This is a genomic window from Chryseobacterium sp. JAH (genome assembly GCF_001507335.1).
In the GTDB taxonomy this organism is placed as follows: domain Bacteria; phylum Bacteroidota; class Bacteroidia; order Flavobacteriales; family Weeksellaceae; genus Chryseobacterium.
In genome coordinates this window covers 36,653-50,641 of record NZ_LMAH01000001.1, presented here as the reverse complement: position 1 = coordinate 50,641, position 13,989 = coordinate 36,653, and the positions used below count along the sequence as shown (strand labels likewise).

Annotated in this window: 14 protein-coding genes and 1 tRNA gene; 8 read left to right on the top strand and 7 right to left on the bottom strand. The window is 35.4% G+C overall.

All coding sequences use genetic code 11. From position 1 onward, the window contains the following. The first annotated feature begins 24 nt into the window (after positions 1-24). The 3 genes from trxB to AR685_RS00205 all read left to right on the top strand — a co-directional run bounded on the left by trxB (position 25) and on the right by AR685_RS00205 (position 1,690). Positions 25-966, top strand: a complete 942-nt coding sequence (gene trxB, locus AR685_RS00215; protein ID WP_047443862.1) for a thioredoxin-disulfide reductase — start codon at positions 25-27, stop codon at positions 964-966. A 130-nt stretch (positions 967-1,096) separates the two neighbouring features. Next, entirely contained in the window at positions 1,097-1,465 is a 369-nt protein-coding gene (crcB, locus tag AR685_RS00210) for a fluoride efflux transporter CrcB (RefSeq protein WP_059123387.1), read from the top strand. Positions 1,466-1,605: 140 nt separating this feature from the next. After that, a tRNA-Ser gene (locus AR685_RS00205) sits at positions 1,606-1,690 on the top strand. Positions 1,691-2,090: 400 nt separating this feature from the next. Here the strand turns inward: AR685_RS00205 and AR685_RS00200 are convergent. From AR685_RS00200 to AR685_RS00180, 5 genes are all read right to left on the bottom strand, one after another. Beyond that, positions 2,091-2,450, bottom strand: a complete 360-nt coding sequence (locus tag AR685_RS00200) for a hypothetical protein (RefSeq protein WP_059123386.1) — start codon at positions 2,448-2,450, stop codon at positions 2,091-2,093. Between the two features lie 75 nt (positions 2,451-2,525). Further along, complete coding sequence (locus AR685_RS00195; RefSeq protein WP_059123385.1) at positions 2,526-3,578, bottom strand: response regulator; 1,053 nt, start codon at positions 3,576-3,578, stop codon at positions 2,526-2,528. 36 nt (positions 3,579-3,614) lie between these two features. Continuing rightward, the gene (locus AR685_RS00190; RefSeq protein ID WP_059123384.1) at positions 3,615-4,799 is read right to left on the bottom strand and encodes a PAS domain-containing sensor histidine kinase; all 1,185 of its coding nucleotides are present in this window, start codon (positions 4,797-4,799) and stop codon (positions 3,615-3,617) included. Positions 4,800-4,960: 161 nt separating this feature from the next. Further along, positions 4,961-5,836, bottom strand: coding sequence for a universal stress protein (locus AR685_RS00185; RefSeq protein WP_059123383.1), 876 nt, complete (start codon positions 5,834-5,836; stop codon positions 4,961-4,963). A 154-nt stretch (positions 5,837-5,990) separates the two neighbouring features. Continuing rightward, complete coding sequence (locus AR685_RS00180) at positions 5,991-8,498, bottom strand: cation-translocating P-type ATPase (RefSeq protein WP_059123382.1); 2,508 nt, start codon at positions 8,496-8,498, stop codon at positions 5,991-5,993. A 239-nt stretch (positions 8,499-8,737) separates the two neighbouring features. Between AR685_RS00180 and AR685_RS00175 the strand changes: the two genes are divergently transcribed. From AR685_RS00175 to AR685_RS00155, 5 genes are all read left to right on the top strand, one after another. Beyond that, positions 8,738-9,127, top strand: coding sequence for a hypothetical protein (locus AR685_RS00175; RefSeq protein WP_047443855.1), 390 nt, complete (start codon positions 8,738-8,740; stop codon positions 9,125-9,127). A 119-nt stretch (positions 9,128-9,246) separates the two neighbouring features. Continuing rightward, complete coding sequence (locus AR685_RS00170; protein WP_059123381.1) at positions 9,247-9,693, top strand: thioredoxin family protein; 447 nt, start codon at positions 9,247-9,249, stop codon at positions 9,691-9,693. A 6-nt stretch (positions 9,694-9,699) separates the two neighbouring features. Next, positions 9,700-10,626, top strand: coding sequence for an FAD:protein FMN transferase (locus AR685_RS00165; RefSeq protein WP_059123755.1), 927 nt, complete (start codon positions 9,700-9,702; stop codon positions 10,624-10,626). A 43-nt stretch (positions 10,627-10,669) separates the two neighbouring features. Next, positions 10,670-10,897, top strand: coding sequence for a DUF4266 domain-containing protein (locus tag AR685_RS00160; RefSeq protein WP_047443853.1), 228 nt, complete (start codon positions 10,670-10,672; stop codon positions 10,895-10,897). Between the two features lie 37 nt (positions 10,898-10,934). Beyond that, positions 10,935-12,104: a DUF3570 domain-containing protein gene (locus AR685_RS00155; RefSeq protein WP_059123380.1), complete on the top strand. Its 1,170-nt coding sequence runs from the start codon at positions 10,935-10,937 to the stop codon at positions 12,102-12,104. A 174-nt stretch (positions 12,105-12,278) separates the two neighbouring features. On the opposite strand, the gene AR685_RS00150 is transcribed toward AR685_RS00155, so the two are convergent. Together AR685_RS00150 and AR685_RS00145 are read right to left on the bottom strand one after the other, a co-directional pair. After that, positions 12,279-13,124 (bottom strand): universal stress protein, encoded by an 846-nt coding sequence (locus AR685_RS00150; RefSeq protein WP_082671871.1) that lies wholly within the window; start codon positions 13,122-13,124, stop codon positions 12,279-12,281. Between the two features lie 64 nt (positions 13,125-13,188). Then, positions 13,189-13,881, bottom strand: a complete 693-nt coding sequence (locus AR685_RS00145) for a DUF1003 domain-containing protein (protein WP_059123378.1) — start codon at positions 13,879-13,881, stop codon at positions 13,189-13,191. Positions 13,882-13,989: the final 108 nt, after the last annotated feature.

Below are 13,989 nucleotides of genomic sequence, written 5' to 3'. Positions count from 1 at the left end.
TTAAATCTTTTTGAATAGCTAATTATGGAGCAAAATATTTTAGATTGTATCATCGTTGGATCTGGACCTTCTGGTTTTACAGCAGCAATTTATGCAGCAAGAGCAGACTTAAAACCCGAATTATATACAGGTTTGGAGCCGGGCGGACAATTGACAACAACAACTGAAGTTGATAATTTCCCAGGTTATCCTGCAGGAATTACAGGTCCTGAAATGATGATGGATCTGCAGAAGCAAGCAGAAAGATTTGATACAAAAGTGCATTATGAAATGATAACCAAAGCCGAATTCTCTCAAGAAGTTGGTGGTGTTCATAAATTATATGCAGGAAACAAGGAGCTTTTTGCCAAAACGGTAATTATTTCTACCGGTGCCACTGCAAAATATTTAGGTTTAGACGACGAAAAAAAATACAATGGCGGTGGAGTTTCTGCCTGTGCAACTTGTGACGGTTTCTTTTACAGAGGAAAAGATGTGGTGGTAGTCGGAGCTGGTGATACAGCTGCAGAGGAGGCAACCTACCTTGCAAAATTGGTGAATAAAGTAACGATGTTGGTGAGAAAAGGTGAATTCAGAGCATCAAAAGCAATGATTCACAGAGTAGAAAATACACCTAATATTGAAGTAAAATTTCATCATGAATTAATCGGAATTGAGGGCGAAAACAATTTGGTTGAAAGAGCAGTTGTTATCAATAACCAAACTCAGGAAAAATCTACAGTAGACGTTCACGGCATTTTTATCGCTATCGGTCACAAGCCTAATACTGATATTTTTGTAGGACAAATTGACTTAGACGAAAACGGATATATTGCAACTGAAAAAGGCTCTACAAGAACTAATTTACCTGGAGTTTTTGCAGCAGGTGATGTTCAGGATCACATCTACAGACAGGCAATTACGGCAGCAGGAAGCGGTTGTATGGCAGCTATGGATGCAGAGAAATATCTTGCAGAGTTACACTAGTTTTTAGAGTAAACATAAAAAAACGCACCTTATCGGGTGCGTTTCTTTGTTAGTGATAAGGATAGAAAACTTGTTTAGAAACAGTCATTTTCCATCTTAGTTTATTGAATTAAAATAGTATACATAACGAATGAGAAACATTGTATTTATCTTTTTAGGAGGCGGACTTGGAAGTATCGCCCGTCATCTCATGTCTTTTTACACACAAAAACTTTGGACCATCAACACTTTTCCTATGGGAACTTTTTTGGTTAATATTTTGGGCTGTTTTATGATAGGATTTCTCACCTCATACTTTTTGAAAGCTGATCATTATTTAAAGTATCTTTTAATTACCGGATTTTGTGGTGGCTTTACAACTTTTTCAACTTTTTCAGTAGAGAACTATTCTCTTTGGGAAAATCAAGATTATCTTACATTATTCATGTATGTGATTCTAAGTATTGTTGCTGGTTTTGGTGCTGTGATTTTGGGAATAAAACTCCATACTTTAAGCTAAAAGATTTCAATATTAAAAATAATAAACTGATTTTTAGCAAATTAATAAATGATATGAAATTATATGTAAATAATATTTTGCCAGAATTTAAAAACATTCTATATTTGCACCACTGAAAACGACAATCTTGTTGAAATTCAGGAGAGATGGCAGAGTGGTCGATTGCGATAGTCTTGAAAACTATTGACTGTAACAGGTCCGGGGGTTCGAATCCCTCTCTCTCCGCAGAGTAGGAAAACCAAAATTTTCAAAAATGCTCAAAAACCTTCTAAAAAGCTGTAATTTAACGAATTACAGCTTTTTTTGTGTTTTTGTGATATTCGCAAAATTTACATAAATACTTCTTTTTAAGTGGTGATTATCATGGCAAATCGAAATTAGTGATTTTTTGGCGCCACATATTACAAAACTTTCTACACAAGATGTTAATGAGATTAACATCTTGTGTAGAAAGCAATTTAATTCGATATTTATTAACGTAAAATTTTGAATTATGATTGAGAACAGTTTTAGCAAGATGTTCTTTTTAAAAACTCCAAGAAATAATAACTAATGAACGCTACATTTGTTTACGTATCACTAAATTTTAAGAAATGACTACCATCGCATTTCGAAATGATAGTGATCACTTTTTTCCCCATTGGTCGAGTATCTCAATAGTGCGTGCGGCTGCTGCTTTGGAATCTGTTATTTTAATTTTAATATATTCAAAGTCTGAATCGTTACTCATCGAACCGTCAACAATAAGATCTTGCAGACACCATGATATGATCAACTTGATACCGATCAACTGAAGTTTTTGGATCAGAATAGCAGACACGCAATAATCTCTACTAATGATAATTACAGCGTCTTTATGATGTGCGAAATCAGCATTAAGTTCAGTCAAAGAATCTTTGATCGCAGTAATCTTATGTTTTTTGTGATTGATGAGCGCCAGATTTTCTTTGTCTTCCTGGCTCATATTGTAAACAATGACCTTCATGATTTCTATTCAATAGGCAAATGTATGGCACAGAATAGAGAAATAAAATGCTGATGCGCATTTAAATATGTGATATTAGTTTTTAAGTCTTCGCAGACTAGTGATATCGAGGATGGTGATTTTTCCCGCAGTTTTATCGATAAGATTTTCATTTTTAAAATCGGTCAGGATTCTACTCACTGTTTCACTAGCCATGCCGGCCATTGAAGCAAGGTTCTCTCGGGAAATTTCAAAGGAATCTTTAGAAGAGTGAGTCGATTGTAGCTTTAATAGAACTTCTGCCATCCTTTTTCTAACCGAACAGTAGGCCAGCTGAAGCAATTGTTCTTCATGATCATTGACGTTTTGTGCCAGAATATTGATGAATTTTCTTGCAATATCAGGATGTTTGTACACGAGCATATTAACTGAGTCTCTAGGAAGAAAACACAATTCTGCATCTTCCAGTACTTCCGCGGTTTCCTGATATTCGCTGCCTGAAAAAAGCGATGTAATTCCAAAATAAGATTCAGGATGATAAATCCCGGTCATCAGCTCTTTTCCGCCTTCATGCATCTTTGTGGTTTTTACCGAGCCTGAAATTACAAGATATGCAGTATGAGCCGCATCGCCTTCGTAGTAAATGACCTGTTTCTTTTTAAATGATTTTACTTTACTTTCATCAAAAGTTTTTTTCAGTTCATCAAGACCTTGAGAACCCTCAAGTAAATTCGTCATCTTATTGAGATTAACACTGTAAATTTTCTTTTGGCGTTCCTTTTTTTTTAGCCTGCTTTCTATAGCTCCCAAAAGTTCAATATCATCAAAAGGTTTGGTAAGATAATCATCCGCACCCATTTCTATTCCCTTTCTGATCTCCATACGTTCAGTTTTTGCCGTTATAAAAATAAAAGGAATCAATTCGGTATCCTCACGTTTACTTAAAAGATACAATACACCATATCCGTCAAGCTCAGGCATCATGATGTCACATAGAATAACATCTGGTACATGTTTAATAGCCAGTTCAATCCCTTTTTTTCCGTTCACTGCCTGAAAGACCTCATAGTTGGCCAATTCCAGAATTTCTGAAGTGCTTTCACGTATATCGTCATTATCTTCAATGATTAGAATTCGTTTTTTTTCCATTGCCTAAAAAGAATAGTTTTAATGTGAATTAGTTTTTTATTTTTGAAATGAAAGCGTAAACAGAGTTCCTTCTCCCGATCTACTTTCATATTTAATATTTCCATTCATCAGATCGACATATCTGAGCACAATATTAAGACCCAATCCCGTTCCCGGGATATTTCCGGTATTGTGAGCTCTGAAAAACGGCTGAAAAAGAAAAGGCTGATCTTCCTCCGGTATCCCCAGTCCATTATCTTTTATGGAAAAGACATATTGTTCTTCATTTACTTCGGAAAAAAACTCAATAAGCGTATGCTCACCTGAATATTTAATCGCATTACTTATTAAGTTAATCAAACAGTTTCTTAATAAATTCTGATCTAAGCGGACGATTTTTTCAGAGCCTGAATGCTGGTAAATAATAATCTGGTCTTCTTTGCTGATGAGCTGCATTTCTTCAGCAATTTCTTCACAAAACTCAAGGATATCAAATGACTCATATTGAGCCTCTACAACTCCCGAATCCAATTTTTCCAACGAGAGAAAATCATTCAGAATAGAATTTAATCCGGTTATCGAATGTTTAACTTTATGAAGATGTTTTAAGATCTGCTCATCATCGGAAATTTGAAGATACTTTTCTATTAATACCACTGAAAGCTGCATAGAACTTAGGGGAGTTCTGAATTCGTGAGAGGCCATCGATACAAATCGGCTTTTCATACGGCTGAGCTCCTTTTCTTTTTCAAGAGAATTGTTGGCCTCTTCCTTCGCCTCTTCTAACTCACAGAGCATCTGCTTCAGGGTTTTGGTTCTGTTTTCCACCAGTTCCTCTAACTCAAAAGTGTACTTTTTTAAATTTTCTTCAGCTTCCTTTTCTTTGGAAAGATCATGGATAAAGCCAGCATAAATTACTCTGTCTTCGTATTGGACCTCACTTACCGCAAGCCTAAAGGGAAACTGGCTACCATCTTTTCTTAAACCTCTAACCTCCCTACCCTTACCGATAATTTTTTTCTCACCGGTATTATGATAATGAGATAAATAACCGTCGTGTCTGCTTTGATCGGGCTCCGGCATTAGTACCGAAATGTTCTTACCTTTAAGTTCTTCCTCGGTATAGCCAAATATTTTGAGTGCAGAAGGATTCATACTTTCTATTCTTCCCCTGCTGTCAATGGTAATGATTCCATCAATAGCAGTGTCTACAATGGCATATAACAGCTTTGCGCTTTCCATAATTTACAAATATCTGAATCTTATAAATTTACAGCTTTATATCCAGTAAACATGATCAATGAAGTTTTTTTTAAAAAAAACAGTAGCTTGTTATTAAAAAACTACATAAAATCCTGTACGTTAACAATAAATAACCATAGAAAATTTCTTTTCATTTGTTGCTAAAAAGATACAGTCTGACCTTCCGGAATAATTAATAGAGGTATTTCCAGATGGTTGGCCTGCTCAACTGCTTGGCTGAGGACTACTAACTTATCGAAAAAACCTCTATGCTGATGTCCCATAATTAACATATCGATATCTTTATTTTTCAATATATCTAAACCGTAATCAATGTCTTCGTTATAAATACAGTTATAACATATTTTGCCGTCAAGTTTCTTTAAAAAAAACTCTTTTCTTTGCTCATAATCTGTATTTTCAAAAACTTCATTGCTGCTCTGAAGAATGTGCGTAATCAAAAGCTCAGCGTCAAAGTATTTCGCAAAATTTATTAGAGCTTGGGCGGTCTTTATATCTTTCTTATCAAGATCTGTTGCAAACGCAATTTTTCTTAACCCTTTAAACTTGTGTTTTTGAGGGATTAAAAGGAGAGGATGTTTTGTATTCTCAATCATTTTCAGACTGTTGCTTCCAAAAAGGAAACGGGTAAGCATTCCGGCTCCCTGCATCCCCATCACAATAAAAAGGGTTGTATTTTTGGCCGCAGTCTCATTAACTAGCTGGATGACATCTGTCTCTTCACAGGTTTGATAAATCTTAGGATGAAAAGGAAAAGCTTCATAGCCCCATAATATTTTTGCCTTATCCTGTAAGGTTTTCGCAAACTTGTTAAGTTCTTCGCGCTTGTCCTTTTGCAGGGCAGGATATTGATAAACCGCCCACGCAGTCTGCCCAAGCATGGGGCTTTCAACAGGAATTTCAAAAGAATGGGAAAGATGAATATCGGATTTCATAGCATGAGCTAAATGAAGTGCATAAATTGCTGCATTTCTTGCCGGCTTTGAAAAATCGGTTGGTACTACAATTGTTCTCATATCAGGATTATTTGTTTTTAATTACATGGATTTACAGAAGTACATATCATGGATTGATGTTTTTCTTTTTTAATCTTTCGCTTTTAAATAAATCACTAAGTTTTTGAAACACTAATGGATGTATTGGCTTCCATAAGATCTTAGGTGGCTCAATCTATATATCATCCGCTCTTCTCTTCACATATTTAAAAAATTCAAACCATAACACCGAGACTGTCGCTATAAAAACTGAAATCCCCAACTCATATAAAGTAAGAGCGTCCACTTTAAAAAATACCGAGATTGGCTTCACATAAAGTATGACTAAAAGCAGCCCTAATGCAAAAGAAGAAATACCAATAAGTAAAGGATTGCGGTTTTTTAAACTTTCAATTACACTGTAATAAAATGAACGATTAACGAAACTAAGCAGTATATTGGCAAATATAAGTGTGCTGAATACCATAGCTCTTGTTTTTTCTTCATTCCCACCAAGATGAACGGTGTACTGATATGCAAAAAGAATCCCGGCACTGATGACCAATCCCTGCAAAACACTGATTCCCAACTCACTAAAATTCAAGAAAGTTTCTCCCAATGATCTCGGAGGCTGCATCATTGTATTTTTTTCCATCGGCTCATTTTCATAGACAATAGAACAGGTCGGCCCCATGACGAGCTCAAGAAAAATAACATGAACCGGAGTCAATATGTGAGGGAATATCCAGCCTAGAAATAACGGTAAAGAAACTGTCATTATAATAGGAATATGAATAGAAATAATATACTGAACTGCCTTTTTAATATTCGCATAAATTCTTCTTCCTGCAGCAATTCCAACAAGAAGTTTTGCTAAGTCATCATTCGTGATCACCAATGCGGCGGCAGATTTGGCAATTTCTGTTCCTTTGCTGCCCATGGCTACGCCGATATGCGCAGCTTTCAGCGCAGGACCATCGTTCACACCATCGCCAAGCATCGCCACTACTTCCCCTTTCTTTTTTAAAGCATTAATGACCGTTAATTTTGCATCAGGAAACATCCTTGTGAATAAATTACTGCGTTCTGAAATAGTGATTAAATCTTCTTCGGAACTATTGATAATTTCATTTCCATTGACAGCAGGAGAGGAATTTACAATCCCAGCCTGTACTGCAATAGCTTGAGTGGTATCTTCATTGTCTCCTGTAATTACTTTAACTTTAATACCTGCATTATAGATATTTTGAAACACCTCTCGAATTCCTTTTTTAGGAGGATCATAAAATACCGTCAAACCTAAAAAATCAAAAACAAAATTCTGTTGTCTTACAGGAAAATTATTTCCCTCAAAATGTGACTTGGCAACGCCCAAAACCCGGTATCCCTGCTGTCCGAATCTTTGGATAACAGTTCGCAAATTGTCTTTTTCGATTTGAGAAAGCCTAGAAACCTGCAGAATGGCTTCTGCAGCTCCTTTCGCTGCAATGATTCTTTCTTTATGCAAGTTTTCAAAAAGATGGGTCATCATCGGCGGCTTGCCTTCAAGAGGATATTCATGAAACATTTGAAAATCCTTCCGGTGATCATTTTTTTGGGTCTGCTCATAGATTTTGTGAAGTGTGATTTCCATAGGATCAAAAGGCAGCGGTTCACTACTCCACATGGCGTAAGAAATCAATTCTTTTACTCCTTCATCACAAAAATCGGCCTCATCATAAACTTTTCCAGATCCGAAAACATACAGATGCTTCAGATGCATTGAATTTTCAGTAATGGTTCCGGTTTTATCAGTGCAAATCACGGTGGTACTTCCTAAAGTCTCCACAATGCTGCTGCGTTTTATAATAATTCCCTGACGCATCAGCTTCCATGCTCCCAAAGCCATAAATGTCGTAAATGCCACAGGAATTTCCTCGGGTAACACCGACATTGCTAATGTGAGGCCAGTGAGAAGACTGCTTACCCAATCTCCTGTTGTTATATAACTAAAAATGCAAACTGTTAGAAAAATAATCAAACCGATAACGGCCATTCCTTTGACAAATTTCCTTATTTGAATCTGCAGCGGAGAAATTTCCTCTTTAATAGTTAGAATTGATTCACTGATCTGTCCGATCTTTGTCAATCTGCCTATTTTCTGCACCTCAAAAACAGCTAATCCAGAAACAGTTACAGTTCCACTGTACACCAGATTATTTTCTGTACTGCTGTCTTTAAAGACCGAAAAACTTTCTCCGGTAAGCGAAGATTCATTCACCGAAAAATCATTACTGTGCACAATCTTGCCATCTGCGTTGATAATACGCCCCTCGTCAGTGATACATAAATCACCTACAACAATCTCATGAGTAGGTATTTTTATTACCTCCGAGTTTCTGATGACTCTACTTAAAGGTTCGTTGAGTTTTTCAAGTTCTTCTAAAGCTTTTTTACTCCGATTATCCTGATAAAAAGATGTGGCAGTCACCGCAATGATCGCCACCAGCATAAAAACAGCCTCACCATAATCACCAACCACCACATATATAATTGAAATAATGATAAGCATGATTAGCATCGGTTCTTTCAAAATACTCACCAGCAGATCCAGACCAGTATTCTTATGTACATTTTCAAACCTGTTATATCCATATTTCTGCCTCGAAATGAGGACTTCATCCTTTGTAAGACCTTTAAATTCTGTGGAGAAATGGTAAGACATAACGTATAAATTGGTTGTATAAAATTACAACTTGGTACTTTTGCTGTGTCTGATTAAGATCAAATTTAATAATGATGCAAATCACATATTTTTCGAAAATTTTTCAGAGTTTTGAATGGGAAAAAAGATTACAAGAACTTATAAATTAAAATATACGTTCATTTCTTAACCAATAAAAAATTATCGAACTTAAAATAATTTAAAATCATTCTAACCAAAACATTTCTTAATTTTGATCAGTGAAAAAGTTGATTTCCATACTGTTGATGACTTTATATTTGGTTTCTACAACCGAACTGTATCAGCTGTTGAAAATCCCTGACCTGATAGAACATTATTGTGAGCATAAAGCTTTAAATCCCGAAATGTCTCTCACTTCTTTTTTGAAAACACATTACGATCATCCCGTTAAAGACCGAGACTACAAGAAAGATCAGAAGTTACCATTTGTGGTTCACTCTACTCCATTGATTCTGTTTTTCACATTGGAAAAAGGATTTACATTTGAAATTAAAAACGAACATCTACCTGCAGTACATTCCCAAAAGATTCCTTTCAGTGATATAGATTTTTGCTACAAAGGTTTTCTGAATTCTGTCTGGGAACCTCCTAGATTGTTATATTCATAACATTACTTACAATACAATTTGGTCAAAAGTCTGACCAAATTAAACAACGCTATAGATCTATATAAAAGGTTTATAAATATTTCGTATCAATACATAAAATCATTATAAAATTCTAAATAATGAGAACATTACTCTTAGGTATAACAATCGTTATGCTTTCTTTCTCAGCTAAGGCTCAAAATCGTTTTGAGGATGCAAAAAAAACTGCGGCCGATAAAAAGGAGCTTATCTTACTCAATTTTTCGGGGTCAGACTGGTGCATTCCGTGCATTAAACTTCATAAAAATATTATTGAAACTGAAGATTTTAAGAAACTGGAAACAGAAAATGTGATTGTCTACCTCAACGCAGATTTTCCGAGAAATAAGAAGAATCAGCTTTCTCCCGAATTAAAAAAAGAAAATGCTTCACTTGCTGATCATTATAATCAAAAAGGACTGTTTCCATATACGCTTTTATTAGACACTGAAGGAAAAGTACTGAAAAGCTGGGAAGGTCTTCCTTCAGAAAATGCTTTGGCTTTCAGTAAGGAAATAAGAGAAATTAAAGAAAATCAAAAGCAGTAGACAATGATGCTCAGAGAATTCAAAAGACCTCAGAAACTAATGGGCAATGCTTTTGAAATTACCGTTGTTAATGATGATGAAAAGACAGCACAACAACACATTGACGCTGCTATAGAAGAAATACGGAGAATCGAAAAGCTACTGACCACCTTCAGTGAAGAAAGCCAGACCAACCTTATCAATCAAAATGCAGGAATACAACCTGTAAAAGTTGACAGTGAGGTTTTTGAACTGATTGAAAGAAGTCTGAGAATCAGCCAAATTACCGATGGTTATTTTGATATATCGTATGGCGGGATCGATAAAAGTTTCTGGAATTTCGACCGGGAGATGAAGCAGCTTCCTTATCCAGAATTAATCAAAGATCATTTGAAGTTAGTCAATTACCAAAACATTATCCTGAATCGTGATAATCAAACTGTATTTCTGAAAGAAAAAGGAATGAGAATCAGTTTCGGAGGAATCGGAAAAGGATATGCAGCGGAAATGGCAAAAAGACTTCTTCAGAAAAGAGGTGTTGTATCAGGAATTGTAAATGCTTCCGGTGATTTGACGACCTGGGGAAATCAGGCAGACGGAAAACCCTGGACCGTTGGAATTGCCGATCCCGAAAATGCGCAGCAGCCGTTCTCCTATATGAACATCACCGATATGGCGATCGCTACCTCAGGAAATTATGAAAAGTTTGTGATCATTAACGGTAAAAAATATTCTCATACCATCAATCCGAAAACAGGAATGCCAGTCTCGGGTGTGAAAAGTGTAACTATTTTTTGTCCAAACGCTGAAATTGCCGATGCTATGGCAACTCCCGTAAGCATTATGGGAATTGATTCTGCCCTCAATATGGTGAATCAAATCAACCACCTGGAATGCATCATCATCGATGATCAGGACAAAATTTATTCATCTCAAAACATTAATTTAAAATGAATCCATAACTGGATTTTAAATTTTAAAAACAAATTTAATTCAAATGAAAAATTTCATAAAAATAACAACAGCAATTTGCTTTTTAGTAACCATCGCTTCTGTACAATCCTGTACAACCGTAAAAGAATACGAAAAAAACAAATTAAACGATGCTGAAATGGTTCTTGGAAACAGAACTATAGAAAAAACCGAGTTGAGCTTTCAGTCTTACAGAGAAGGTTCCTCAGGCGCTAATGCCGGAAAAGTGGGCGGAGGTTGCGGGTGTAATTAAAAAGAAGAGTAATTGTAAAATTTAATTGTGATTTAAAATGAGAAAAATTATCATAAGTATCATTGCTCTTTTCGGAATTTTCAATGCAAAAGCGCAGGAAAATACCAATACTGAGCCTTCAAAAAAACTAAGTCTGGATGAGATTAATCTTGTATCGAGCTATTATAAACAAGACGGAAATAATTCAGCGGTAACAGGAGGAATCGGAAATGAGAAACTAACCGACGTCTCCAATACCATCGACGTAACAATGGTTAAATACGATAAAAAATTGAGAAAGAACAAATTTGATTTCAGTGTCGGAATCGATCATTATACTTCCGCATCTTCCGATATGGTCGATTTGAAAGCCAATTCTTCAGCATCCCGTTCAGATAACAGAATTTATCCAACATTAAACTGGAGTAGAGAAAATGAAAATAAAGGAACGACTTTAGTGGCTGGAGTTTCATTTTCTTCTGAATATGATTACCAGTCTTACGGTGCCGACATTGGCTTTGCAAAGAAAACGCCGAATAAAATGGGTGAATTTACTGCAAAACTTCAGGCTTATCTGGATCAGGTAAAGATGATAGCTCCCATAGAATTGCGAACTGCAGATAATAATGGAACGAGCGCAAGAAATACTTTTGCATTATCGCTCTCTTATTCTCAGATCATCAATCAGAATTTTCAGGTGGAATTTTTAGCAGACGGAATACAGCAGACCGGATATTTGAGTTTACCTTTTCACAGGGTTTATTTTACGGACAATTCTGTTCATCAAGAAGCATTACCGGATAAACGTTTTAAAATACCTTTAGGAGTAAGAGCGAATTATTTCTTAGGCGATAAGTTCATTGTGAGAGCTTATTACAGATATTACACAGATGATTGGGGTTTAAAATCAAATACATTCAGTCTGGAAACCCCTGTGAAAATTTCACCTTTTGTTTCGGTAAGTCCTTTTTACAGATATTACTCACAGACTTCTGCGAAATATTTTGCACCTTATCAGCAGCATACAGCTTTTGATGATTTTTACACCAGTAATTATGACCTTTCAAAATTTGACAGTCATTTTTACGGAGCCGGAATCCGATTCAATCCGAAGAATGGTTTGTTTGGTATCGAAAGGCTCAATATGCTTGAAATCAGATACGGCCATTATACAAAATCTGTAGGGATGCAGTCTGATATTATTTCGCTGAATATAAGGTTTAAATAAAAATTTAATTGACTTGTCATTAGTGACAAGTCAATTTTTTTAAAAAAACTAAGCACAATTATTTGCAAATATGCAAAGCGAACGAAAAATATCCGTATCAAATCTTAAAACTTATAAACACCAAGTGATATCTTATGAGAGGAATTTCACATGGTATTTATGCTAAAAAAAAAATCAAATCTCCTCAACCTGTTTCCTGAATATCAACAAGGGAACCTTTGTATGAAATGAATATTCAGCAGAATGCCCTGCGTAAAATATCTTTTCAAACCAATTTTTGTTCTGCTCTGTAAACATGACCAATACTGATGGTTGTATTTTTTTAACAACAGATTCTATATCTTTAAGCAAGTCATCATCTCCATCCCTTTCTTCGACGTGTACGCTCACAGGATATTGTGTGATCTTTTCTATTCTGTTCTTCAAAATCTCCCTGTTCTCTTCATCAAAAGGTTCTGTCGTAAAATTCAATAATTCTATAGATGCTCCGATTGGTTTGGCAAATGACAAGACTTTAATTATCTCTTTTTCATAATCATCAAGATCTGATGCATATAAAACACTTTTTACTTGATTTACTTTATAATCATGAGGAACTATAATTAAAGGCACTTTTGATAGACTAATCAAGTTCGATGTCACACTTCCTAAAATCTTTTTTAATGCACCTGTACCTCTGGTACTCATACAGATATAATCATATTCATTTTCTTCAGCATAATATTTGATACTTTCATCGGGTAAAGCAGATATTTCTACCGCATATTGAATATGTTGAGGTTCTTTGTGTAGCGTAGCATATATTTTCTCTATAAAATGAATGAGCTTCGCATGTATAAGCTGTTTCTGTTCATCCTGATATTCATCCAGTCGTACAGTATCCCAGGCAGAGGGAGTTTGCAGATGATGGATGTTGAGAAAAGTAAGATGATAGTCATTTTGGGCTGCTAACTGAATCGCAAACCGCAATCCGGATTTTGAATGATCCGAAAAATCTGTGGTAACAAGAATTTTTTCCACTTTTTTTTAATGTTTAGGTTAGTTTTTATTTATTCTATTTTTTTAGAATTAAATAGGATTGTGTTTATTTCTTTTTAAGAACATTCATGAGGTCTTCCAGATAATCCGTCTGTAATTCCTGAATTTCCAGTAGTTTTTTATTTTGATTAACCAACAGATGATCTATTTTCTCGCTCAGCAGTTTTATTTCCAGCTCAGCTTTTAGATTGATTTTGTAATCGTGTTCAGCTCTGATTCGGTCTTTCTGTTCCTGTCTATTTTGGCTCATCATAATAATGGGCGCCTGAATCGCGGCAAGGCAGGACAAAATCAAGTTCAATAAAATAAATGGATAAGGATCAAACGGACTGATTGATAAAAACCAGATATTAACGCATATCCATACGACAATAAAAGAGAAGAAAACGAGAATGAAAGTCCAGCTTCCTCCAAAAGAGGCCACTTGGTCGGCAAGCTTTTCACCAATACTAACGTCAGACTCTATCTCATCCTGTATATTTTCTGAAAGGATAGAATTATTTTTTATAGCATCCATGACATCAAGATCTATAATTTCCAATTCTCCCTTTCCCTGTGATATAAAAGAGGTTAAATATAAACGTCGATACTGGTTCAGTTCATTCAGAGATATAAAATGCTCCTGATTAAATCCCGGAAAACCTTCTTGGATTAAATTAAAAATACCCGCTCTGATATCATGACCACAAACCTCCTCGCCTTCTCGTATTTCCTTACTGCTGATATAACTCGTTTTCATTACTCTTGATTCAGGTAAGATTAAGTAAGTGTATTTTATCGAGTATTTTCATCCCATTCTTCTCAAAAAAACTTAAAAGCACGAACAGTGCTTTCAAGTTTTTTTTTT